Genomic DNA, 24488 nt, shown 5'->3' with positions numbered 1-24488 from the left:
TGGCAACCGGGATCAAGCGCTCAGACGCTTGCGACCCTTGGCGCGACGACGCGCAATGACCTGGCGGCCGTTCTTGGTGGCCATGCGGGCACGAAAGCCGTGCACGCGCTTGCGCTTCAGAACGCTGGGCTGAAAAGTACGTTTCATAGCTGCTGCTTCCCACGTGGTTAAGTGAACAAGAGGTCAAACGGAGTGCCCTGGCTCCGATCGGGAACCAGGGCGGATTCGGTTCAAGGTCGGGAATTCTAGTGAATTCGCAAGCCACGTGCAATTTTTACGCGAATTTATCCACACGTGGTTTGGGAATGCCCTGCCGTGAGTGTTTTCAACCGCATGTCGAATGACTGCATCAGCAATTAACGAAATCAGAAGATGCCTATCGAACCACTATAATAACGTTTGGTTTCTTACTGATGTTGTTATTAATACTGTGGGCAATATGTGTGGATAAGTGATTAAAAGTCAGGCTTCTTAAGGGCTTATAGCAATAATATTACTGTGGAGGGCATGCTGATAGCCGGTGTGGGGCGCGGGGATAGCGATGTGGATAACTTCCATTCCATCCACAGGGTAGACTTGTCCTCTACTATATACCTCTCCTGTCCACTTGGCTGTGGGCAAGTTTTCCACAGGAAGAAATGCCTTGTCGTCGTGTGGATAACTCGCCCCGAGAGCGATACAATCCCCGATCATTCGCTAACTGGATGGTGAGGTCGCGTGTCGGTCGCTCTTTGGCAACAATGTCTTGGCTTTCTGCAGGACGAGCTGAATTCTCAGCAGTTCAATACCTGGATTCGTCCTTTGCAGGCGGAGGAAGGGGATGCCAACGAGCTATGTCTGTTGGCGCCCAATCGCTTTGTTCGGGACTGGGTCAGCGACAAGTACCTCAAGCGCATCAATGAGTTGTTGCGTGAGCTATCACCAGCCAAGCCCCCTAAGGTAACCCTGGCGGTAGGTAGCCGGCGTGCGGCGCCAAGCCCGCAGCCCCGCGATCTGGGCAGCCCGGTCTCGGCCAGTCGTTTCCCGCAGTCGGCTGCACCGGCTGTACATACCTCTCCGCGCGGTGATTACGCTGACGAGCAGGAAATAGAGCAGCTACGCGAGGAAGCGCCTCGACGTGGTGCGTCGGGCGAGCGGCAGGTGCAAGTCGAAGGTAGCCTCAAACATCAGAGCGGCCTCAACCCCAACTTCACTTTCGATACCTTCGTCGAGGGTAAGTCGAACCAGCTGGCGAGGGCCGCCTCGCGACAGGTCTCGGAGAATCCTGGTGGCGCTTACAATCCATTGTTCCTTTACGGGGGCGTCGGCCTAGGTAAGACGCACCTCATGCATGCCGTTGGCAACCAGCTCGCCAAACAACGGGAAAATGCGAAGGTAATCTACCTGCACTCAGAGCGCTTCGTGGCGGATATGGTCAAGGCGCTGCAGCTCAATGCCATTAACGATTTCAAGCGTTTCTACCGAAGTGTCGACGCGCTATTGATCGACGACATCCAGTTCTTTGCCGGCAAGGAGCGCTCCCAGGAAGAGTTTTTCCATACCTTCAATGCCCTGCTTGAGGGCGGCCAGCAGATGATCCTGACTTCCGACCGCTACCCTAAGGAAATCAGTGGAGTGGAAGAACGCCTGAAGTCACGCTTTGGCTGGGGACTGACGGTAGCGATCGAGCCTCCGGAGTTGGAAACACGCGTGGCGATCCTGATGAAGAAGGCTGACCAGGCCAAAGTCGATCTGCCCCATGACGCGGCTTTCTTCATTGCTCAGAAAATTCGTTCCAACGTTCGCGAACTGGAAGGCGCATTGAAAAAGGTGATCGCCGACTCTCACTTCATGGGCAAGCCGATCACCCAGGATTTCATTCGCGAGTCTTTGAAAGACTTGCTCGCGCTGCAGGACAAGCAGGTTGGGGTGGATAACATCCAGCGCACCGTGGCCGAGTATTACAAGATCAAGGTTGCCGATCTACTTTCCAAGCGGCGCTCGCGCTCCGTCGCACGCCCTCGCCAGGTCGCCATGGCGCTGGCGAAGGAACTGACCAACCATAGCCTGCCGGAAATCGGCGATGCCTTCGGCGGTCGCGACCACACCACCGTGCTACATGCCTGCCGAAAGATTCAATCGTTGAAGGAAGAGAGCGCGGACATCCGCGAGGATTACAAGAACCTGTTGCGATTGCTGACCAGCTGACACGGCAGACATTGCCCATGCAATGGCACAATGATGCCCAGGAACCCAGTCCAAGAGTGGAGCCTTCATGAAATTTTCCATCTCCCGCGAAGCGTTGCTGCGTCCGCTGACGCTGGTCGCCGGTGTGGTCGAGCGTCGACAGACGTTGCCAGTGCTGTCCAACGTGCTTCTCGAGGTGCAGGATAATCAGCTATCCCTGACCGGTACTGACCTCGAGGTCGAACTGATTGGACGCACCGAGCCCAACACGGTCGACGAACCCGGATCAGCGACTGTGCCGGCACGCAAGCTGATGGATATCTGCAAGTCGCTGCCGGATCAGTCCGAGATCAACTTCAGCCTGGAAGAAGGGCGGGCGGTGCTGAGGGCCGGGCGTTCTCGCTTCACCCTGTCGACGCTGCCAGTGGCCGAATTCCCCAATATCGAAGATGGCCAGAGCACACAGGAGCTCAGCCTGCCCCGCGGCACCCTCAAGCACCTTATAGACTCAACTGCCTTCGCCATGGCGCAGCAGGACGTACGCTACTATCTCAATGGCATGCTGCTGGAGTTGGGCCACCATATCGTGCGCACGGTGGCGACCGACGGGCACCGACTGGCGGTCTGCTCGCGCTCGGCAGAAGTGGATGTCGAACCTGCACAGAAGCTTATCGTGCCGCGCAAGGGCATCCTCGAACTGGCCCGCCTGCTGGACAATAGTGATAATCCGGTCAGGCTAACGCTGGGCGCCAACCATGTCCGCGCCCACACCGGAGAGTTCACTTTTACCTCCAAGCTGGTCGACGGCAAGTTTCCCGATTACGAGCGGGTTATTCCGCGCGGTGGCGACAAGGTTTTCATTGCCGAGCGTGCCGAGCTGCGCCAGGTCCTGTCGCGCACATCGATACTCTCCAACGAGAAGTACCGCGGGGTACGCCTGAACCTGGAGGAGGGAAACCTGCGCGTCATGGCCAATAATCCTGAACAGGAAGAGGCCGAAGAGAACGTCTCCATTGAGTACGATGGCGCGGCCATGGAGATTGGGTTCAATGTCGGATATCTAATCGATGTGCTCAATGCACTCGGCGAGGATCGCGTACAGATGACCCTGTCCGACCCCAACAGCAGCGCAATCATGGAAGAGCCGGGCGGCGGGGATGCCCTGTATGTCGTCATGCCTATGCGTCTCTAATCCTTTCCGATCGGCGGCGCCTCTGTGCGCCGCCGCCGAGCGTGACGATGCCTCTTGACCGTCTGAACTTGCTGGGCCTGCGTAATCTCGATTCGCTGGACATGCGTCCGGCGGCCGGGATCAATTTGATTTTCGGCGCCAACGGTAGCGGCAAGACAAGCATACTCGAAGGGGTGTACCTGCTGGGGATGGGGCGTTCCTTTCGCACGCAGAAGGTCAAGAACGCCATTGGACACGACAACGATGCCCTGGTGTTGCATGGCCGTCTGACAGGACCGCCTCCTTTGCCGCTGGGCATACGTAGGCAACGGGCCTCCAGTGAACTGGAAATGCGCATGGGTGGCGAGCGCGTTGCCCGAGTGGCGCAACTGGCCGAAGCCTTGCCGTTACAATTGATCAATCCCGATGCCTTTCGTCTACTCGAAGGATCGCCAGCCTCCCGTCGAGAGTTTCTGGACTGGGGCGTGTTTCACGTGAAACATGACTTCTTCACGGTCTGGAAAGGGTTTCGACGGGCATTGAAACATCGGAATGCCCTGCTTAGGCATGATAGAATCGACGTTCAGTCCATCAAGGTCTGGGAGCACGAACTGGTGCAGTGGAGCGAACGGCTCGACGCACTGCGCGAGGCTTACGTGGAACGCTTTCTGCCGGTGTTCGAGGAGACGCTCGAAGGCTTGCTGCCCTTGCCCGATCTGGCATTGAAATACTACCGAGGGTGGGATCGCAGTCGTCCGCTGGCTGACGTGCTGGACCATGGGCGCCTCAGCGATACCCAGATGGGATTTACCCAGCAGGGGCCACAGCGAGCCGACCTGCGCATCCGGTTGTCGCGCCGCCCGGCCGTGGAAGTGCTTTCCCGGGGTCAGCAGAAGCTGGTAGTCAGTGCCATGAAGCTGGCTCAGGGACGCCTGCTGGAAGCCATGACGGGGCGCACCTGTGTGTATCTTATCGACGACCTGCCCGCGGAGCTGGATCTCGAACATCGACAGGCATTCTGTCGCTGGCTCGAGCGCATGCAATGTCAGGTCTTCATTACCAGTGTCGAGCGCGAGGCGCTTGCCGACCTGTGGCAGCCGGAAACCTCAGTCGCAATGTTTCACGTGAAACAAGGTCGGCTCGTGGACCATGGACAGTATGACTTCACGACGGAGTAGCCAATGAGCGAACAGGCTTACGACTCATCGAGTATCAAGGTTCTCAAGGGCCTGGACGCAGTACGCAAGCGTCCAGGTATGTACATCGGCGATACCGACGATGGGACTGGCCTGCACCACATGGTGTTCGAGCTGGTGGATAATTCCATCGACGAGGCACTGGCGGGTTATTGCAGTGAGATTCGGGTAGTGATCCACCCCGATGAATCGGTTACGGTGAGTGACAACGGTCGTGGCATTCCCACCGACATTCACTCGGAAGAGGGGGTGTCGGCGGCAGAAGTGATCATGACTGTGCTGCATGCCGGCGGCAAGTTCGATGATAACTCCTACAAGGTATCGGGCGGGCTGCACGGTGTCGGTGTGTCCGTAGTCAACGCTCTCTCCGAGGAGCTCAAGCTGACCGTCTGGCGCAGCGGCGATGTCTACGAGCAGACTTACCAGCACGGGGTGCCGCAGGCGCCGCTGGCCGTGGTTGGTCAGACTGAGAAGAGCGGCACGCGGGTGCACTTTCGTCCTTCCCAGGAAACCTTCACACATATCGAGTTCCACTACGACATCCTGGCCAAGCGCTTGCGCGAACTGTCGTTCCTGAACTCCGGTGTTGCCATCCGACTGCTCGACGAGCGCAGTGGCAGGGAAGAGTTGTTTCACTATGAAGGTGGCCTCAAGGCGTTTGTCGATCACCTCAATACCAACAAGACATCGCTGAACCCGGTCTTTCACTTCAATGTCGAACGTGAAGATGGCGTGGGCGTCGAAGTTGCAATGCAGTGGAACGACACCTTTGCCGAAAACATCTTTTGCTACACCAACAACATCCCGCAACGTGATGGTGGGACACACTTGGCCGGGTTTCGTGCGGCACTGACCCGTTCATTGAACAACTACATCGAGGCCGAGGGGCTGCTCAAGAAGGCCAAGGTCAACACCACTGGTGATGATGCTCGTGAAGGCCTGACGGCGATCGTCTCGGTTAAGGTGCCAGATCCCAAGTTCTCTTCACAGACCAAGGAAAAGCTGGTCTCCTCTGAAGTCAAGACGGCTGTCGAGCAGGAAATGGGGCGGCAGTTCTCCGAGTATCTGGTCGAGCGCCCTAACGAAGCCAAGGCGATCGTCAACAAGATGCTTGATGCCGCGCGTGCCCGTGAAGCGGCCCGCAAGGCGCGCGACATGACGCGCCGAAAAGGCGCGCTGGACATTGCCGGGTTGCCCGGCAAGCTGGCCGACTGCCAAGAGAAGGATCCCAGTCTCTCCGAACTCTATCTGGTCGAGGGCGACTCGGCGGGCGGCAGCGCCAAACAGGGCCGCGATCGTCGCACGCAGGCGATCCTGCCGCTCAAGGGCAAGATCCTCAATGTTGAGAAGGCGCGCTTCGACAAGATGCTGTCGTCCGCCGAGGTGGGCACTTTGATTACCGCTCTGGGCTGCGGGATCGGGCGTGAGGAATTCAATCCCGACAAGTTGCGCTACCACTCAATCATCATCATGACCGATGCCGACGTTGACGGTTCGCATATCCGTACCCTGCTGCTGACGTTCTTTTTCCGTCAGATGCCCGAGTTGATCGAGCGCGGACACATTTTCATTGCCCAGCCGCCGCTGTACAAAATCAAGCGCGGCAAGCAGGAGATGTACCTCAAGGATGAGCAAGCCCTGCTCGATTACCTTACGTCTACTGCCCTGGATGGAGCCCGCCTGCATGTTCATGCGGATGCGCCGGGTATCGGCGGCGAGCAGCTCGAGGGGCTGGTTAGTCAGTACCGTGACGTGATGAAGCGCATTGATCGCCTGTCGCGCGTTTATCCCAACGAGGTGCTGCGCAAGATCGTTCATGCCGCCACGCTGAAAGGCGAGGAGAGCCTCAAAGATCGCGTGACCATGCAGAACTGGATCGATTTCCTGCAGGCGGAGATGGACTCGCTAGTAGCGTACGAGGGTGGTCCGCGTCATGTATTCCAGCTTAAGGAAGACGTTGAGCGTGGTATTTACCTGCCGAGCGTAGCACTGACGGCCCATGGCGTGACTACAGATTATGTCTGCGGCCTGGATTTCTTCCAGAGCGCCGATTATCGCGCCATGGCGGCATTGGGCGAGACGCTCAACGGCCTGCTGGAAGAGGGCGCCTACGTGTCGCGGGGCGAGCGCAGCAAGCCGGTGAGCAACTTCTACGAGGCGCTGGAGTGGCTGATGGCGGAAGCCCAGCGCGGGTTCTCGATCCAGCGCTATAAGGGACTGGGTGAGATGAACCCGGACCAGTTGTGGGAAACCACCATGGATCCCGATACACGTCGCATGCTGCGCGTGACCATCGAGGATGCCGTGGCAGCCGACATGATGTTCAATACGCTGATGGGTGATGAGGTCGAGCCGCGTCGTGACTTCATTGAACAGAATGCGCTGGTGGCCAATCTGGACGTGTAACCTTCTGGATCGGATCTGATTGCCGAAAAAACCCGGTCTCGCCAGAGGCCGGGTTTTGTTTTTTTCAGAATGAGAAGCTAAGTGAAAGCTATTCGGCTAGCCAATAGTAAACGATGCTGGCCGGAGGCGAGGACTCAAAGTCGCTAAGTCAAGGCTGTGGTCGATTACGTTAAAGCCATAGCGAATTTGCTGCGCTTATTGATGGCGTTTGCTGCGCAGCAATTCCAAGATGTTGAGGGCAGGCTATGCAAAAATGGCTTGAGGGTAGGCAACGAGCCTCGCCACGGAATTAACCTACATGCTATTCAGCATCCTCGGCGTGGCAGTATGCCACCAGTCGATATCAACGCCCTGCTATTTACCTGATGGAATGTTTGAGTTGATCACGATCCGTTTGAGTCTGCCCTAAGATACAAACCCGCCCAGAAGGGAGCCAGACGGTAGCCTGTCTGTGTTGTTTCACGTGAAACATACTAAGCGAATTTTTACCATCCCGGCTCCATTTGCCTGAAACATCAAGTGTAAGAGTGAGGTTGCAAGAAATAGGCAAACGCAGCCAGGTCATCGAATACCTGGGCTTCGCCCAATCCACCCTTTGCCTCGGTCCGCTTTCCCTTGCCGGTGCGTACCAACACGCTATGGCAACCCTTGCTCTTGCCTGCCTGAAGATCCCGCAAGCTATCGCCAACCAGCCAGGTGCCCTCAAGGCTATCGAGTTTCAACGCGCTCTGAATTTCATCGAGCAGACCGACGCGTGGCTTGCGACAGACACAATCATCGTCGGGACCGTGTGGGCAATAAGCGATACGCGCGATGTCACCCCCAGCCTCGCGAACGAGGGCCAGTAGGCGCTCATGCATGCGAGCCAGTTCCTCCTCGTCGTAATAGCCTCGAGCGATCCCCGACTGGTTGGTCGCCACGGCAATCGTCCAGCCATGACGGGCTAGGTGGGCGATGGCTTCGATGGCTTGGGGGTAGGGCTTCCATTCGTCGAGTGACTTGATGTACTCATCGGAATCCTCGTTGATGACCCCGTCGCGGTCGAGTATTACTACTTTCTGTGGTGCCGAACCATAGGGTTGGGTGGGTATCGGCTGCTGGGTCATGGTCAGGAGACTCCTGTCATGTTTCACGTGAAACTCCCTGCTGCGATGCGTTTATAGGTGTTTCACGTGAAACAGTACGCATGAAAAAGGCCGGCTAGACACCGGCCTTCGTCTTTCACTCAGTATAGCGAGCGAGTTACTGCTGCAGTTCGGCGATATCCGCCACTTCGAGGAATAGCCCCTGAAGGTTGGCCAACAATGCCAAGCGATTGCGACGCACCGCCTCGTCATCGGCCATAACCATGACCTCGTCGAAGAAAGTATCGACCGGCTCTCGCAGGGCCGCTAGAGCATCGAGGGCCTCGCTGTAGCGGGCCTCGGCGAATAGCGGGGCGACTTCACGGCGACGTGCCTCAAGAGCATCGGCGAGGGCTTGCTCGGCAGCTTCGGAAAGCAGCTCGCTGGCCACGTGAAAAGACACCTCTCCGCCTTGCTTGGCCAGGATATTGGAGACACGCTTGTTCGCCGACGCCAGAGCAGCCGCTTCCTCGCGCTGGCTGAAGGCGTGCACGGCACGGATACGACGGGCGAAGTCCAGCGGCCGGGTGACCGGACGTGAACGCACGGCAAGGTAGACCTCGACGGCGATATCTTCGTCCTGGGTCCAGGCGCGGAAACGGTCGAGCATATATTCGAGCACTTCTTCGACCAAGCCGTCGGCCTTGGGCAGGTCGCGATGCTGAGCGGCCGCCTGTGCGAGGAGTTCGCGCAGATCAAGGTCGAGTTCGGCCTTGATCAAAATATTGAGTACGCCGATGGCGGCACGACGCAGGGCGAATGGATCCTTGGCACCGGTGGGTCGCTGGCCGATGCCGAAGATGCCGGTCAGGGTATCTAGCCTGTCGGCCAGGGCCAAAGCCAAGCCAGTCTTAGTCTGTGGGATGGCATCGCCGGCGAAGCGCGGCAGGTACTGCTCCTGCAAGGCCAGCGCGACATCCTCGGGTTCGCCGTCGTGGCGGGCGTAATAGCAGCCCATGATGCCCTGTAGCTCAGGGAACTCGAGCACCATTTCGCTGACCAGGTCGCACTTGGCGAGTTGCGCAGCTCGAGCGGCGTGTTCGCTGTCGCCCTCGATGCGCTCGGCGATATAGCGGGCAACGGCTTCGCTACGCTCAGCCTTGTCTGCCAAAGTACCGAGCTGCTGCTGGAATACCACGCTGGCCAGCCCGTCGCGACGTGAAGCCAGGTTGTGCTTGAGGTCGGTCTCGTAAAAGAACGCGGCGTCGGCCAGACGCGGGCGGATCACCTTCTCGTTACCCTCGATGACCTGCTGTGGGTCGCGGCTGTCGATGTTGGCGATGGTAATAAAGCCCGGCTTGAGCTTGCCGCTTTCGTCGAGCAGGTGGAAATATTTCTGGTTGGCCTTCATGGACGAGATCAGACATTCGGCAGGCACCTCGAGGAAGCGCTCATCGAAGCTGCCAGCCAGTGCCACGGGCCACTCCACCAAGCCGTTGACCTCGTCGAGCAGGTCCTCGTCAATCACCGCTGTGGCTTCCTGGACTTCGGCCTCGGCCAATACCTGCTCGCGGATGCGTTCGCGGCGTCGCTGACGATCGGCAAGCACGTAGGCGTCTTCCAGTACGCTCAGATAGTCGTCGGCATGGGCCAGAGTAATGGCTTGCGGTGCATGGAAACGGTGGCCGCGAGTCTCGCGTCCGGCTTTCAAACCGAGGAGTTCTGCGTCGACGACCTCGCTGCCATAGAGCATGACCAGCCAGTGCACGGGGCGAGAAAACTCGATGCGCGAAGTACCCCAGCGCATGTTTTTGGGAACCGGCAGGGCGGCCACCGTCTTGGAGACGATCTCGGGCAATAGCGCCGTTACCGCCTCCCCGGTTTGTTCGAAGCGATGACCCAGCCAGGTACCCTTGTCGGTTTCCAGATGGATCAGCTCATCGACGCTTACACCGCAGGAATGGGCAAAGCCTTGGGCGGCCTTGGTCGGCTCACCGTCCTTGAACGCCGCCGCCAGGGCCGGGCCACGGCGCTCGATCTGGCGATCGGGCTGCTTGTCGGCGAGGGCTTCGATCTGCACGGCAAGACGACGCGGCGTGGCGTAGGCTCGGACCGCGCCAAAATCGACTTCGGCCTCCCGCAGCCCGGCGGCGATGCCGGATGCCAGTGATTCGGAGAGACTGTCGATGGCGCCGGGCGGCAGTTCTTCGACGCCCAGTTCGACCAGTAGGGTGTTGGAAGCCATGCTCAAGCGTCTCCCTCTTCGGCGAGTAGTTCCTGGCGCAGGGCGTCGGAGGCCATGGGGAAGCCGGCAGCCTTGCGCGATTCGTAGTAAGCGTGGGCCACGTCACGGGCCATGGTGCGTACACGCAGAATGTAGCGCTGACGCTCGGTCACTGAAATGGCGTGGCGGGCGTCGAGAAGGTTGAAGGTATGCGAGGCCTTGAGCACCATTTCGTAGGCGGGCAGGGGCAGGTTGGCCCCGAGCAGCTTGCTGCATTCGTTTTCGAGATGATCGAAACTGGCGAACAGTGCCGGGACATCGGCATATTCGAAATTATACGTCGACTGCTCGCGTTCGTTCTGTAGGTAAACATCCCCGTAGGTGACCTTGGAACCATCGGGGGCCAACGTCCACACCAGATCGTAGACGCTGTCGACGTCCTGCAGGTACATGGCGATGCGCTCGAGGCCGTAGGTAAGCTCGCCGGTGACCGGGTAGCACTCGATGCCGCCGGCCTGCTGGAAATAGGTGAACTGGGTCACTTCCATGCCGTTGAGCCAGACTTCCCAGCCCAATCCCCAAGCGCCCAAGGTGGGCGATTCCCAGTTATCCTCGACGAAACGGATGTCATGCACCAGCGGGTCGATACCCAGGCGCTGCAAAGAGCCGAGGTAAAGCTCCTGCAGGTCGGCCGGGGAGGGCTTCATCACGACCTGAAACTGATAATAATGCTGCAGGCGGTTGGGATTCTCGCCGTAGCGCCCGTCGGTAGGACGGCGCGAAGGCTGTACGTAGGCGGCATTCCAGGTTTCGGGGCCGATGGAACGCAGGAATGTGGCCGGGTGGAAGGTCCCGGCGCCGACTTCCATGTCCAGCGGCTGCATGATTACGCAGCCCTTTTCGGCCCAGTACTGCTGCAGGGCAAGGATCAGGCCCTGAAAGGTTGTCACGTCTGGCGTCGACTGTGTCATTGGTGAAGCACCGTTGGCCCATGAATTCACAAACCGTCGAGTATACAATCACCGCCTGATCGGTTATAGGCACCGGGGTGGAATGTCCCTGCGCGTCAGCCCTGCGACGTCGGATATCACCTCGATCGGCACATTGGTTTCAATACGACTTCGCCGGGGCGGACCGCGGCGGAGTGACCCAGCATAGGGGATCGACATGATCGTAGTGACAGGCGGCGCGGGATTCATCGGCGCCAATCTGGTCAAGGCGCTCAACGCGCGCGGCCGCAACGACGTGCTGGTAGTCGACGACTTGAGCGATGGCACCAAGTTCGTCAACCTGGCCGACTGCACGCTTGGCGACTACCTCGACAAGGATGATTTTCTGCGTCGCATCCAGGCGCAGTTGCATGGCGAAGACGGAGGGCTGCCGCCCATCGAGGCCATTTTCCACGAGGGGGCGTGCTCGGACACCACCGAGTGGGATGGTAAGTACATGCTCGAAAACAACTTCGAGTATTCCAAGGTCCTGCTGCACTATTGCCAGAAGCGCGGCATTCCGTTCCTGTACGCATCGTCGGCAGCCACCTACGGTGGTAGCGAGGTATTTGTCGAGGCGCCCGAGTACGAGAAACCGCTCAATGTCTACGGCTACTCCAAACTGCTATTCGACCAATACGTGCGCGCACGTTGGCGCAGCTTCACCAGTCAGGTGGTGGGGTTCCGCTACTTCAACGTCTACGGGCCGCGCGAGCAGCACAAGGGCAAGATGGCCAGCGTCGCCTATCATCACCACACCCAGGTGCGCCAGGGCCAGAACCCGCGCCTATTCGGCGCCTGGGACGGCTATGAGGCGGGCATGCAGAGCCGCGACTTCATCTACGTGGGCGATGTGGTCGACGTCAACCTGTGGTTCCTCGACCACCCCGAGCAATCCGGCATCTTCAATCTGGGCACCGGACGCGCTGAGCCGTTCAAGGCTATCGCCGATACGGTGATCGATTACTACGGCAAGGGAGATATCGATTACATCGACTTCCCCGACGAACTCAAGGGCCGCTATCAGAGCTATACCCGTGCCGACATCTCGCGTCTGCGCCAAGCTGGCTATAGCGCCGAGTTCCGGACGGTTCGCGAAGGCGTGACGGCGTATCTGGAATGGCTCAATGACTGAGGCAGTGACGTCGGGGGGTGAGCGTATCCTGGTCGTGGGGCCGTCCTGGGTCGGTGACATGGTTATGGCCCAGAGCCTGTTCAAGACCCTCAAGGCGCGCCGGCCCGGGTGTACGGTGGCAGTCCTTGCGCCGGGGTGGTCGCAGCCGATCCTCGAACGCATGGCAGAAGTCGATGAGGCGATAGGGCTCGACGTAAAGCATGGCGAGTTCGGCTGGCGGTCCCGACAGGTACTGGCCCGTGCGCTGCGTGAGCGCTTCGATCGGGCCATCGTGCTGCCGCGCTCGTGGAAATCGGCGCTGGTGCCGTTCCTGGCTCGGGTACCGCACCGCACCGGGTTTACCGGCGAGCAGCGCATGCTGCTGCTCAACGAGCGACGTCGGCTGGACAAGGCGGTGCTCGATCAAACCGTCAAGCGCTTCGTGTCGCTGGGCTTGCCCGAGGAGGAGGCGGCGCGTGGCGACTTCGCGATTCCCCAGCCCCGGCTCGAGGTCGATGCTGCCAACCTTGCCGCGTTGCAAACCAGACATGGTTTGGGCCAGCGCCCAGCGATCGCCATGATGCCGGGTGCCGAATTCGGCCCCTCCAAGCAGTGGCCGCTGGGGCACTTCCGCCGCCTGGCCGAGCAGCTAATCGAAGAGGGTTTCGAGATTCGGGTAATGGGCGGGCCCAAGGATACCGAGGCGGGGGAGGCCATTGCCGGTGGGCTGACGCATGCGTTCAACCTGTGTGGCCGCACGCAGTTGGCCGATGCCGTCGATCTGCTGGCCGATTGCCGCCAGGTGGTGACAAACGACTCCGGACTGATGCACGTGGCGGCGGCAGTCGGCACACAGATCCATGCCATCTACGGTTCGACCTCGCCGAGCTATACGCCACCGCTGACCGACAAGGCTTGCATTCATACCTTGGCGCTGACCTGCTCGCCTTGCTTTGAGCGTACCTGTCCACTGGGCCACACCAACTGCTTGAAACAACTCGCTCCCGAACGGCTGCTGCGCGCGATCCGGGGCTAGGTCATGGCTGCGTGTTGGTGGGTGGGGGCATGTCGTCGGCCTGCTTCCACAGGCGCTGCTGCAAGGCACGCTCTTCGAGCAAGCGCTCGTTGAAGCCCTCCAGGCCATGGCGCTCGACCAAGGTCTGGGCCGGCGATAGCAGCGACGCGCCCAATCCTGCCCGATGCGAGGGAATCGAGAAGCCCATGGCCTCCAGCAGGGTGGGCAGGGTATCGACAGTCGAGGCCTCGCGCTGGATCACGCCTTGGGGCAGGCCGTTGCCGAACATGATCAGCGTGTTTTCGCGTGGGCCTTCGATCAGGCGCTGCCAGGCTGAGTTCTTCATCGATAAATGATCGCTGGCCACCACCACTAACGTATTCTTCAACAAGCCTTCGTTGTCGAGGCGCTCGATGAAGCGGCGCGCCAGAAAGGCACTGCATTGTACCGAATAAAGAATATTGACGCCGTCGAACTCGCCCTGGCGGTCGTAGCACGACTGCGCCGGATAGCCGTAGGGTGGATGTCCCGACAGGGTCAGCCCGACGAAGGCGAACGGTTGGGGGGTCTCGGCCAGCTCACGAATCTCATCGACGGCCATGTCGAGTAGCGAGTCGTCATTGACACCCCAGCTATTGACGTATGCCGGGTCCTCGAGACGCTTCTCGAGCTGCTCGCGGCCTAGCATGCGGTCGAAACCGTGGCCCTGGTAGAACAGTCCCTTGCCGGCGAATTGCAGACTGGCGCCGCCCATGAACATCAGTTGGTAGCCCTGGGCATCAAGCAGGTCGCCTAGACAGTTCACGCCGGGCACTACGTGATGCAGCGGCTCGAACTGATTGTCATGGATCAATCCCGCCGGCATCAACGGTGTGCCGCACTGGCTGGCGATCATACCGCCCATGGTCCAGCCGGTATTCTCGATCTGACGGACGCCATGGAATACTAGCCCGCGCTGGCCCAGCGCCTCGATATCATCGTAGACATTGCCAAACCGGGCCTCGTCGGCATAGGTGCCTTCGATGCTTTCCAGATAAAGCAGAACGAGGTTGGGCGGGTTGTCCGGTGCGGCCTCGATAGCCGGCGGAATATAGCGTCGGTCTAGCCAGGCCCCGTCCTCGGTGACGATGGCGGCTCCCTGGCGAGTGATGCCGAATAACAGCGGGTTGAAGGCCAGCAGGAACATCACCAGGACCTTTTCGAGCAGCCGCCAGCGGTGATCGACGCGTACCAGCCAGGTAAATGCGGCCAGCATGGCGATACCGGCCAGGGTGTGTACGATAGCGATCAGTATCCGTCCGGTGCCGCCATGATCGGTGACGCCCGCCTGAAAATGGAACAGGATGGCAGGAAAATCCACCCGGCCGTAGCTGTTGGTGACATAAACGCACAGCCACCAAAGAGCTAGGGGGAAAAGCGACCATGGCCAGACCCTGTCGGGTGCTCGGGCCTGCTTCGGCGCTCCCCAGCGAAAACCCCAGGCGAGGGCCAGCCAGAGTCCCAGCATGGGAAGCGTGAACAGGTGGGGTAGGGCGAGTACGGTGGTGATGGCATACCCGAGACACAGCCCGAGAAGGGTCAGTGACGGCCATCGATACCCGGGATGACGAATCGACATCGTTGCAGCATCCTTTCAGCAGTGCCGAAAGAGTAACAAGCTTGTCGTGGGATTGTCATAAGCAAACGGGGCGTTCATGCCTCGCCGGGCGCCAGCAGGCGGCGATACAGCGTGAAGTAGCGCTTGGCCATGGCGGCGGGTGTGAAGCCTTCCAGGCGCTGCCTAGCTCCGGCCGTGAGGCGCTGGCTGCGCGCGGGGTCGTCTAGCAGGGCGACAACAGCCCGGGCCAAAGCTGCAGCATCGTTTGCCGGTACCAGAACGCCGCTTTGATCGTCTACGACGATATCGGGGATGCCGTCTACGTCGGTGGCGACGATCGGCACGTCGTGGTCCATGACATCGAGCAGGGTCGAGCCCAGGCCTTCATTACGTGAGGGAAAGACGAACAGGTCCATGACCTCGAGGTAGTCGCCGACGTTGCTACGAAAGCCCTCCCAGACGAGATTGTCCAGGTCGGCGCTCTCCTGCTTGAGTGCGGCCTCGTCCTCGCCTTGCCCCAGACACAAGAACAGCAGCTCGGGGTGTGACTTGCGCAGTTGCCGGGCTGCGTCAATCAACAGGCGTTGCCCCTTGTGGCGATCCACGAGCGCGCCGATATGACCGATCACGCGACGACCTGCGAAGCGCTGGCGTAGTGCCTTTACCTGCTGTGGATCGCTGGGCAGGTGCGAGAGCGCACTGGGGATGCGCGTGACGGGACACCAGGCCAGCGCATCCAGGTGTCGCTCGATGACCTGGGAAATCGCCACGGCACAGGCGGCCGAGCGGTAGGTGAGCCGATTGAACGGCTTGTCCTTGACCGGCTGCGGCACGCGCCGGGTCAGGATATAGGGCACGCCACGCAGCCGGCGGTGCAGGTAGGCCCAGTGCACGGCCTTGGCCTCATGGGCGTGGACCAGATCGGCCCGCGCTCCCCGAAAATGCCCCGCCAATTGATGGTCGGCATGCAGGATCGAGATTTCCACATCGGTCAGCGCCTCCGGCAGCGGTGAGTCGCGGCGGCAGACCAGGCTTTGGCTGATGCCATACACGGCCAGGGCGCGAATCAGCAGCACAGTCTGGCGTTCGCCGCCGCGAAAGCCCTTGGCGAGATTGACGTGACGCACATGTAAGGGCGTGGGCGAGATTACCATACCCGATCGAAGTCCTCGGCATCGCGTACCTTGCGGTCGCGCTGGTATTCGAGCAGCTTGGCGTACTTGAGGTAAGCGTTCACTGCGGCGGAAAGGGCTACAGAGACGCCATCGATGCCCGACAAGAAGCCGCGCTGGAAGACATATTTGCGGACGAAAGCGTTGGCGCCGTGCACGAACGGGGATAATGCGTTCACGCGCTTGCCCTTGAGATACATGATCTTGGCCGCACGGGTGGAGAAGCGCCCGCTGGCCTTGGTGAACAGCTCGCTGAGGTTGGCGAAGGAATAATGCTCGATGTCGGCGTCCAGCCTGGCGACGTCCTCGGCAGGGACTGAGGCGTGCTGTCGGCTGTTGGAGAAGCCGGTACGCTCGCGATCGTACAGACGGATGCAGTAGTCGGGATACCAGCCGCAGGTCCTGACCCAGCGCGAGCCGATGAAATTGCGCCGGCGCAGGGCAAAGCCGGCCCGGGTCGTCGTGGCCAGGTCGAGTTGCAGGATGGCTTGCACGGCCTCGTCGGTCAGGCGCTCGTCGGCGTCCAGCGAAAGCACCCAGCGATGGCTGGCTTGAGCCGGACCAACGTTCTTCTGCGGCCCGTCGCCGAGATAGGGCTGCGGAATGACCTTCGCCCCGGCCCGTTCGGCGAGTTCGCATGTCGCGTCGCTGGAGCCCGAATCGACGACGATCAACTCATCGCAGACGCGTGCCAGTGACTCCAGGCAGGCCTCGATGTTGTCGGCTTCGTTGAGCGTGATCACCACGCCGGTAATGGGAGGCATGAAAGCTCCGGAATTCGGGGTTGTGCGAAGAGACCGCTAGGGTGCATAGAAACGCCTGGATACTTGCATGGCCTCCAGCACGGCGGGTGATATCGTCTCTTTCAGCGGATTCAGCTGTCGGTCGACGACTTTCCAGTCACCAGTCCCATCGACTACCGTGATGCGCTGCTCCTCGATGATGCCATAGTCGAGATAACTGCTCGACATGACCCAAGGATGGTCCAGTGCGGTGTCCAGCATGTCATGCCCCTGACTGTAGTCCTCGCTAGCATTGACGCACCCCAGCACGTGGCGCATCAGTGTGGGTACCACATCCAGGTGGCTGGTGGTGCCTTCATGATTGCCGGCAGGAATGCCGGGGCCGTGCAGCACCATTGGTACCTGCGTTTGCGGCGGCGCAAAGTGACTGTTGTGTCCCCAGTAGTTCTGCCCGAAGTCGTTGAAGGACTGGCCGTGATCGCCGGTCACGATCAGGACCGTGTTCTGCCACTCGCCGCTGGCTTTGAGATCATCGATGACTCGGCCGATCAGACGATCATCGTTATAGACGGCATTGCGATGCAGGTTGTAGTAAGGCAGCGGATCGGTCTCTGGCCCCAGCTTGAGGTAATTCATGCGCAGTGCCGAAGGTTGGAAAGGCATCGCTGCATGCTTTGGTGTGCTGTAGCCATGCGGGGCATCGTAGAAGAGCATGCTGAACCAAGGCGCCTCGGAGTCCGTCCGGCGCCGCTCGGCCTGCCAGTCCAGCCATGACGCGGTCATGGCCTGGTCGCGCTGTGCCGGTGTCTCGCCCTGTGCAGCCGGAGGAAGTTCAGACACCGAAGCAAACACTGACCGGTCGAAGCCAACACTGTCCAGGCTGGCAGCGCTGAATATGCCCAATTCATAACCTGTCTCTTGCAACTGGCTGATCAGCAGCGAGGGGGTCTGGGTGTCCTCGAGGAAATGATAGTAATTGCCGGTCAGCCCGTAGAACAGGCTCATGACACCGCTGCGTGTGCTGTTGCCACCACTGAAGTGAGAGAGGTAACGCCGTCCAGTTCCGTCGAGGGCCGCATGCATCTGTGGTGTGTTCCGTGCGCTGTACTCATCGTGACGCCATGAATCGATGAGGATCAGCAGGACATTGGGAGGTGTGGCTCGGGCATTGCAGGACAAGGGCTGGCGTGGCCAGTTCAGACTCTCGGCTCTGTCTGGCGAGGTATCGATATTTGCGGCACGTACTGCACGAGGATCGAGCCAGCCACGATCCTTCATGAAGTCCTTGGCTGTCGCTGGAAACAATAATGGGTAGATAGCGGCCTGTTGTGTGACGCTGCGCTGATAGCGGGCATCACCGATGATGTGGATCGCGTGGCTGACGATCATGATCAGGAGCAGGCCACCGGCCATGCGCCAGACTGGCAGGCGCCAAGCCCTTGGTGAATTGAACAGGAGCTTCGCGAGCCAGGCCTCGCCCGCCAGCAGGCCCAAGGCGATACCCAGGACGACGAGCCAGGTTGTCGTCGTGAAACTGAAGATTTCACCGTTCTGGTCATTCAGAAACAGCGTGACCATGAACTTATTGATGTGAAAGCGATACTGCGCATAGACACCAGTATCCAGCAACAGCAGCCACATGCCAGCTGTGACCATTAGTGCGGCTGGCAACCACAGTACACGGCGAGGCACCATCAGGGCGATGAAGGCCAGCGGCACCCAGGCGAGTAGCACCAGTAGGCCAAAATGTCCGGTCCAAGTGGTAAGAAGATAGCTTACGCCGAGCCAGTCACCCGGCACCTCGAGATATGGGACGTAGCGAAGGGCGATCAGCCAGACCAGCGGTAGGTTACATAGAGCAAAGGCAAGACTGGCACGCAAGCGCCGACGGGGTAGGGAAATGGAAGGTTCGTTCATGGTGTCTCGTTAATGGACGTCATAGCCCCGGAGTATCTGGTGCAGCCTGTTTTCGCCCTGGCCAGGCGAGAAGCGCTCCAGAGAACGTTGCAATCGTTTGAGGTTGGCCTCCTGCCAACTGCCCGGTCGGCGCAAGCGACAGCGGTCGAGATCAATCAGCCAGACGCGCTCGTCGGGGGTGATCAGCAGGTTGCGTGCGTTGAGATCGACGTGATCGAGCCCGGCCTCGTGAAACCGGCGCAGCGTTTCACCGACCCGGGCCAGCAACGTATCGTCGGCATCCGGCAGCATCTCGGCCAGGGCCCGCGCCCCCATCAGGCGCTCGGTCAACAGGCCGGCCTCGTAGGTGGGGCCATGCCGCCAGACACAACCGGCAACGGGCGTGGGAACCGGCAGGCCGCGTTCGTGCAGGGCCGCAGTCAGGCGCAGCTCGCGAAAGGCCCGGGTGCGTTCGAGGACGGCCCATACGTAGCGCGTCTCACTGATTCGAGCGGCCAAACCACCACGCAAATAGAGGCGTAAGACCCACTGCCTGTCGCTTGGCAACACCGACGCGGCGGATACGAACAGGCTGGCGCCACGTCCCGGAGCCTGGCCGGTCACGGCATCTCGGGCTTGCCAGAAGGCGGGGGTGAACCAGGCAGGCGTGATTTGTGGCGTAGCCATGGCGTCACATAGAATGCCGGCATCATATAGAATGTAAGTTTTTCCCGTCTGGAGCGTTGCCAACCGCATGAAGCGTCCTCTGCCCGAGCGCCCCGCACATCTCTGCGTGCTGCGGCTTTCCGCACTGGGCGATGTCTGCAATCTGGTGCCCACCGTACGCGCCCTGCAGCGCCAGTGGCCCGAAGCCCGCCTTACCTGGATCGTCGGCAAAGGCGAGCACAGTCTACTTTCTGGCCTGTCCGGGGTCGAGTTCGTGGTCTACGACAAGGCCACCGGCTTGGCCGGCATGCGCGAGATCTGGCGTCAGCTCGCCGACACGCACTTCGATGTCCTGCTTCATATGCAGCAGGCCTTGCGTGCCAGCGCGCTGTCGCTGGGGCTTAAGGCCAAGGTTCGGGTCGGGTACGACAAGGCGCGTGCCAAGGATTGGCAGCATCGCTTCACCCATCGCCAGCTGGACCCGCATCCGCGCGCCCATGTTCTCGAGTCGTTCATGGATTTCGCTCGCCTGCTGGGAGTCGATTCGGCCTACACCGATCACCTTGAGTGGAATCTGTCCGTGCCCGATGAGGCCTATGCCGAAGCGTTGCGCGTGAGCGGTGAAGCACCCTATGTGCTGATGAGTCCCTGTGCCAATCCGCGCCTGCGCAACTTCCGCAACTGGTCACCGGAAGGCTACGCTACCGTCACTGAACACCTCTGGACGCAGCACGGCCTGAAAACATTGCTCACCGGCGGCGGCAGTGCCCAGGAGCGCGAGATGGGCGAGCGAATCCGCGCTCTGGTGCCTGACGAGGCGGTGATTGATGCCATCGGCGGCAGTTCACTGAAGGGGTTGCTGGCATTGATCGACCGGGCACGCCTGGTGGTCGCCCCCGACTCGGGCCCGGTGCACATGGCCAATGCCCTCGGTACACCCACCGTAGGACTCTACGCCACGACCAATCCCGACCGAGCCGCGCCTTACCTATGGCGCGACTACGTGGTCAACCGCTACCCCGAGGCGGTGCGTACTTACCTGCACAAAGACCCCGAGACCGTCACCTGGGGGGAGCGGGTGCGCCACCCCGATGCCATGTCCCTGATCCGTGCCGAGGATGTCATTGCCCAGGCCGAAGCGCTGCTGGCGCTTCCTCGCACCGTCACGCCGGAGCCTCCGAATGAAGCTTGATCTTACCGCCCTGGAACAGGCCCGCCTGCTGGTTGTCGGCGATGTGATGCTCGACCGCTACTGGCATGGCGGCACATCCCGCATTTCGCCCGAGGCGCCGGTACCGGTGGTGCATGTCGGTGAATCCGAAGATCGCCCCGGCGGTGCGGCCAACGTCGCGCTCAACATCGCCTCGCTGGGCGGGCACGCCGCATTGGCAGGGCTGGTCGGCAATGACGATAACGCCGACCTGCTCTCGCAGCGTCTGGAGGCGACCGGTGTAATTGCCCACTTGCAGCGCAGCGACGCGATTCCCACGATTACCAAGCTGCGCGTGATGAGCCGCAACCAGCAACTGATTCGCCTAGATTTCGAGCAGAAGCTCGGCGATGTTGATACTTCAGAGCTGCTGGGCAAGGTCGAGGCGGCGCTACCCGATAGCGACGTGGTCATCCTCTCCGATTATGGTAAAGGCACCCTCAACCGGGTCGAGGCATTGATCGCGCTGGCCCGCGCCGCCGGCAAGCGTGTCCTGGTCGACCCCAAGGGCAGCGACTTCGCCCGTTACCGTGGGGCCAGCGTGATCACCCCCAACCTTGGCGAGTTTGAGGCCGTGGTTGGCCACTGTCGCGACGATGAAGAACTGGCGGCGAAGGGCGAACGGCTGCGTGCCGAGCTCGACCTCGAGGCGTTGCTGGTGACCCGCAGCGAAAAAGGCATGACGCTGATCCGTGAAGGCCATGCACCGCTGCACCTGCCGACCCACGCCCGCGAGGTGTTCGACGTTACTGGCGCCGGCGACACGGTAATCGGCGTGCTTGGCCTGGCCTTGGCCGCCGGCCATGCCTACCCCGAGGCGATGACGCTGGCCAACCTGGCCGCGGGTTTGGTGGTCGCCAAGCCGGGCACTGCAACACTGTCGATCGCCGAACTCTACACCGCCCTGCATGGCGACAAGCTCGCCGAGTTCGGGGTCATCACCGAGCCGGCGTTGATCGAGGCAGTACGTGCCGCTCAGGCGCGTGGCGAGCGTGTGGTGATGACCAACGGCTGCTTCGACATTCTGCACGCCGGCCACGTCGCCTACCTGGAACAGGCCAAGCGTCTCGGCGACCGTCTAATCGTGGCGGTCAACGATGATGCCTCGATCTCGCGTCTAAAGGGCCCACGACGTCCCATCAACCCGCTGGCACGACGCATGCAGGTGCTGGCCGGCCTGGGCGCCGTCGATTGGGTGGTCGCCTTCAGTGAGGACACCCCGGCGCGCCTGATCGAAGCGGTGCTTCCCGATGTACTGGTCAAGGGTGGCGACTATAAGCCCGAGGCCATCGCCGGTGGCGAGGCGGTCATCGCCAATGGCGGCGAGGTCAAGGTGCTGGGCTTCGAGGACGGCGTCTCAACCACCGCCATGATCTCGACCATCCTCGACCGTGAGCGCTGAGCGTTCGTCGTTGCCCTCGCGGCCGCCCAAGGGCTGGGCGCGCTGTCTCTACAGCGGTGCGTTGTACACGCTATCGCCGCTGATCTGGCGGCGGGTGTGGCGTGAGCAAGTGCCCACTCATCCGCGCCTCGAGCGGCTGGGCCTTGTGCCGGCACTAAACGGTGCGACGCTATGGCTGCATGCGGCTTCAGTGGGCGAAGTAATTGCCGCACGGCCGTTGATCGAGGCGCTTTGCAGCCGCTATCCGGCACACCGGCTCGTTATCACCACCATGACCGCGACTGGTGCCGAGCGTGTTGATGCGCTGTTCGGCGGCGAAGTGACCCATCACTTCGTGCCGCTGGACTTCCCCGGTGCAGCGCGGCGTTTCGTGAGCAAGCTAGCGCCTGATCTGGCCATCTTCTTCGAGACCGAACTGTGGCCCAATCTGCTCGAGGCCTGCTATCGCCAAGGGACACCGGTGGCGGTGGTCAACGGGCGGCTGTCCGAACGGGCCATGCGCGGCTACCGTCGTCTCGGTGCGCTAATGGCCAATGCCTTGGCTAAGGTCGATTGGCTGGCGGCGAAATCTAACGAGGATGCCGAGCGTTTCCGCGAGCTGGGGATGGCGAGCGAACGTCTCAGCGTGGTGGGATCACTGAAATTCGATATCAGTGTCGATGAGAATGTGTGTGGCGAAAGTGAGCGCTTACGTGCATCATTTGGCACGCGGCCGGTATGGATCGCGGCATCGACCCATCCCGGCGAGGATGAGCAGGTACTGACGGCGCATGGCCGCATTCGTGAGCGTTACCCCGACGCCCTGTTGGTCTTAGTTCCGAGGCACCCCCAGCGCTTCGACGACGTGGCTGATCTTTGCCGGATGCGGGGCGAACATCTAGCGCGTCGTTCGCGCAGCGAGCCTGTACAGCGCGCAACGACGGTCTACTTGGGCGATACCATGGGCGAGCTGATGCGTCTCTACGGCGCCGCTGACATCGCCTTCGTCGGGGGTAGCCTGGTGCCGATCGGTGGGCATAATCTGCTCGAGCCGGCTATTCTTGGTGTGCCGGTACTGAGTGGCCCCGAGCTGGCTAATTTCCTGGATGTCGCCGAGGTGCTGCGCAGTGCTAATGCCCTGACAGACATCGCCGATGCCGAGGCATTGGGCGAAGCAGTGAGCGATCTATTCGCGGCACCCGCAGAGCGGCTGCGCCGGGGAGACGCCGGGAAAGCGGCGATCATGGCTCAGCGGGGGGCGCTAGCGCGAACGCTGGATGGCCTGGAAAGGCTATTACCGTGTCCGTCCGAGTTACCGACACGGACCGATAACTCTCAGTAGTGCCGCTGGGCAGAGCTGACCATGAACCTGGTCCACAAGAGTCGAAAGCTTCGCTATTACTCCGCTGGGCTACTCAAGCTGCTGGCCCCGGATAGCCTCTTCCGCTATCGGCTGGAACGGATCCTCGCCGGACATCAAGAGCAAGACCTTGATGACGTCCTCGATCGGGTGAATTACTACAACAAGCGCCAGTCCCCCTTCGAGCTTGGTATACATGCGCAGCGGATCGCCGACTTTCGCTACGAACGGCGGGGCACCTACTACCTGGATGCAAAAAGCGTGGTGCGCTATTTCGATCCGGCATGTCGCTTTGCGTATCGTTTCGGCGATGTGACCCAAGTGCCCACCGTTCCCTCCTTCGTCAAGAGCCGACCCATCGATGGCGACAACGCCAATGCCGTACTGCTCAAGCTGAACCGCATCCGTCATTACAATTTCATCGACGACCCGCAGCCTTTCGAAAGCAAGCGCAATGAAGTGGTATGGCGAGGCAAGTGCTTTCACGATCAGCGCCGCTCGGTCGTCCGTCGGCTACATGACAAACCGGGAATGGACATCGGGCAGACCGACCCCAAACTCAAGTCGCAGCCCGACTATCGGCCCTTCATGTCCATACGCGACCAGTTGCGCTACAAATTCGTGCTGAGCCTGGAGGGCAAGGACGTCGCGACCAACCTCAAGTGGATCCTGGCGTCGAACTCGCTGTGCCTCATGCCCAGGCCGCGTTTCGAGACGTGGTTCATGGAAGGGCGCCTCGAACCTTACCGGCATTACGTACCGCTCCGGGACGATTGTGCCGATCTCGAGGAGAAGATGGATTATTACGCCACGCACACCGATGAGGCGCTAGAGATTATCGCCAACGCCAAGCAGCATGCGGCACAGTTCAAGGATCGTCGGCAGGAGCGGCTAATCTCGTTATTGGTTGCCAGGAAGTATTTCGAATTGTCCGGCCAGCTCTAGGCTCGGCGGCTTTCCGTACAGCACCTCCTGAAAACCCATGCTCATGACGGCGTACAGTGCCCAGCTGTAGGTCGGCGATGCCAGGCTGCCGCTCTGCACACGGGAGCTGTGGTGACGGCGCAAGACTGCAAGGCGGTATGTTGCCCGGTTGAAGGCGTTTCCAACGTGCTGTG

19 protein-coding genes are annotated in these 24488 nt (G+C 60.7%); 10 read left to right on the top strand and 9 right to left on the bottom strand.

What is annotated here, in order from left to right:
* Positions 1 to 12: 12 nt before the first annotated feature.
* Positions 13 to 147, bottom strand: coding sequence for a 50S ribosomal protein L34 (gene rpmH, locus F568_RS0113460; protein ID WP_019019264.1), 135 nt, complete (start codon positions 145 to 147; stop codon positions 13 to 15).
* A gap of 570 nt (positions 148 to 717) precedes the next feature.
* On the opposite strand from rpmH, the gene dnaA reads away from it, so the two are divergent.
* The 4 genes from dnaA (at position 718) to gyrB (ending at position 6939) form a co-directional block, all read left to right on the top strand.
* A complete protein-coding gene (dnaA, locus tag F568_RS0113450; RefSeq protein WP_019019262.1) occupies positions 718 to 2187 on the top strand; it encodes a chromosomal replication initiator protein DnaA in 1470 nt (489 codons plus the stop codon).
* 67 nt (positions 2188 to 2254) lie between these two features.
* Positions 2255 to 3358, top strand: coding sequence for a DNA polymerase III subunit beta (gene dnaN, locus F568_RS0113445; RefSeq protein WP_019019261.1), 1104 nt, complete (start codon positions 2255 to 2257; stop codon positions 3356 to 3358).
* A gap of 47 nt (positions 3359 to 3405) precedes the next feature.
* The gene (gene recF, locus F568_RS0113440; RefSeq protein ID WP_019019260.1) at positions 3406 to 4515 is read left to right on the top strand and encodes a DNA replication/repair protein RecF; all 1110 of its coding nucleotides are present in this window, start codon (positions 3406 to 3408) and stop codon (positions 4513 to 4515) included.
* A gap of 3 nt (positions 4516 to 4518) precedes the next feature.
* Positions 4519 to 6939 carry a DNA topoisomerase (ATP-hydrolyzing) subunit B gene (gyrB, locus tag F568_RS0113435; protein WP_019019259.1) on the top strand — a complete coding sequence of 807 codons (2421 nt, stop codon included), beginning with the start codon at positions 4519 to 4521 and terminating at the stop codon, positions 6937 to 6939.
* 515 nt (positions 6940 to 7454) lie between these two features.
* Here gyrB and gmhB read toward each other — a convergent pair.
* The 3 genes from gmhB to glyQ form a co-directional block, all read right to left on the bottom strand.
* Positions 7455 to 8045: a D-glycero-beta-D-manno-heptose 1,7-bisphosphate 7-phosphatase gene (gene gmhB / locus F568_RS0113430; RefSeq protein WP_019019258.1), complete on the bottom strand. Its 591-nt coding sequence runs from the start codon at positions 8043 to 8045 to the stop codon at positions 7455 to 7457.
* 136 nt (positions 8046 to 8181) lie between these two features.
* Entirely contained in the window at positions 8182 to 10248 is a 2067-nt protein-coding gene (gene glyS / locus F568_RS0113425; RefSeq protein WP_019019257.1) for a glycine--tRNA ligase subunit beta, read from the bottom strand.
* Positions 10249 to 10250: 2 nt separating this feature from the next.
* Entirely contained in the window at positions 10251 to 11198 is a 948-nt protein-coding gene (glyQ, locus tag F568_RS0113420) for a glycine--tRNA ligase subunit alpha (protein WP_019019256.1), read from the bottom strand.
* Between the two features lie 196 nt (positions 11199 to 11394).
* Between glyQ and rfaD the strand changes: the two genes are divergently transcribed.
* Both rfaD and waaF read left to right on the top strand, forming a co-directional pair.
* Positions 11395 to 12351 (top strand): ADP-glyceromanno-heptose 6-epimerase, encoded by a 957-nt coding sequence (gene rfaD, locus F568_RS0113415; RefSeq protein WP_019019255.1) that lies wholly within the window; start codon positions 11395 to 11397, stop codon positions 12349 to 12351.
* Positions 12344 to 13366 carry a lipopolysaccharide heptosyltransferase II gene (gene waaF / locus F568_RS0113410; protein WP_019019254.1) on the top strand — a complete coding sequence of 341 codons (1023 nt, stop codon included), beginning with the start codon at positions 12344 to 12346 and terminating at the stop codon, positions 13364 to 13366. The genes rfaD and waaF overlap by 8 nt, the downstream gene beginning before the upstream one ends.
* A gap of 1 nt (position 13367) precedes the next feature.
* On the opposite strand, the gene F568_RS0113405 is transcribed toward waaF, so the two are convergent.
* The 5 genes from F568_RS0113405 to F568_RS0113385 form a co-directional block, all read right to left on the bottom strand.
* Positions 13368 to 14963, bottom strand: a complete 1596-nt coding sequence (locus F568_RS0113405) for a sulfatase-like hydrolase/transferase (RefSeq protein WP_019019253.1) — start codon at positions 14961 to 14963, stop codon at positions 13368 to 13370.
* Between the two features lie 74 nt (positions 14964 to 15037).
* Positions 15038 to 16096 carry a glycosyltransferase gene (locus F568_RS0113400; RefSeq protein WP_019019252.1) on the bottom strand — a complete coding sequence of 353 codons (1059 nt, stop codon included), beginning with the start codon at positions 16094 to 16096 and terminating at the stop codon, positions 15038 to 15040.
* Positions 16090 to 16878, bottom strand: a complete 789-nt coding sequence (locus tag F568_RS0113395; RefSeq protein WP_019019251.1) for a glycosyltransferase family 2 protein — start codon at positions 16876 to 16878, stop codon at positions 16090 to 16092. Before F568_RS0113395 ends, F568_RS0113400 begins: the two co-directional genes overlap by 7 nt.
* Positions 16879 to 16914: 36 nt before the next feature.
* Positions 16915 to 18774 (bottom strand): DUF3413 domain-containing protein, encoded by a 1860-nt coding sequence (locus F568_RS0113390; protein WP_019019250.1) that lies wholly within the window; start codon positions 18772 to 18774, stop codon positions 16915 to 16917.
* A 9-nt stretch (positions 18775 to 18783) separates the two neighbouring features.
* Positions 18784 to 19509 carry a 3-deoxy-D-manno-octulosonic acid kinase gene (locus tag F568_RS0113385; protein ID WP_019019249.1) on the bottom strand — a complete coding sequence of 242 codons (726 nt, stop codon included), beginning with the start codon at positions 19507 to 19509 and terminating at the stop codon, positions 18784 to 18786.
* Here F568_RS0113385 and F568_RS0113380 point away from each other — a divergent pair.
* Genes F568_RS0113380 through F568_RS0113365 form a run of 4 tightly spaced genes read left to right on the top strand, consistent with a single transcriptional unit; the run spans position 19508 to position 24315 of the window.
* Positions 19508 to 20611 (top strand): glycosyltransferase family 9 protein, encoded by a 1104-nt coding sequence (locus F568_RS0113380; RefSeq protein ID WP_019019248.1) that lies wholly within the window; start codon positions 19508 to 19510, stop codon positions 20609 to 20611. The genes F568_RS0113385 and F568_RS0113380 overlap by 2 nt on opposite strands.
* Positions 20601 to 22031 (top strand): bifunctional D-glycero-beta-D-manno-heptose-7-phosphate kinase/D-glycero-beta-D-manno-heptose 1-phosphate adenylyltransferase HldE, encoded by a 1431-nt coding sequence (hldE, locus tag F568_RS0113375; RefSeq protein ID WP_019019247.1) that lies wholly within the window; start codon positions 20601 to 20603, stop codon positions 22029 to 22031. The genes F568_RS0113380 and hldE overlap by 11 nt, the downstream gene beginning before the upstream one ends.
* Positions 22021 to 23352: a lipid IV(A) 3-deoxy-D-manno-octulosonic acid transferase gene (waaA, locus tag F568_RS0113370; protein ID WP_019019246.1), complete on the top strand. Its 1332-nt coding sequence runs from the start codon at positions 22021 to 22023 to the stop codon at positions 23350 to 23352. The genes hldE and waaA overlap by 11 nt, the downstream gene beginning before the upstream one ends.
* Before the next feature lie 21 nt (positions 23353 to 23373).
* Complete coding sequence (locus F568_RS0113365; RefSeq protein WP_019019245.1) at positions 23374 to 24315, top strand: glycosyl transferase family 90; 942 nt, start codon at positions 23374 to 23376, stop codon at positions 24313 to 24315.
* Positions 24316 to 24488 lie beyond the last annotated feature (173 nt).

The organism is Modicisalibacter luteus DSM 23508 (genome assembly GCF_000378505.1).
GTDB lineage: Bacteria > Pseudomonadota > Gammaproteobacteria > Pseudomonadales > Halomonadaceae > Modicisalibacter > Modicisalibacter luteus.
This window is presented reverse-complemented; position numbering and strand designations above follow the sequence as displayed.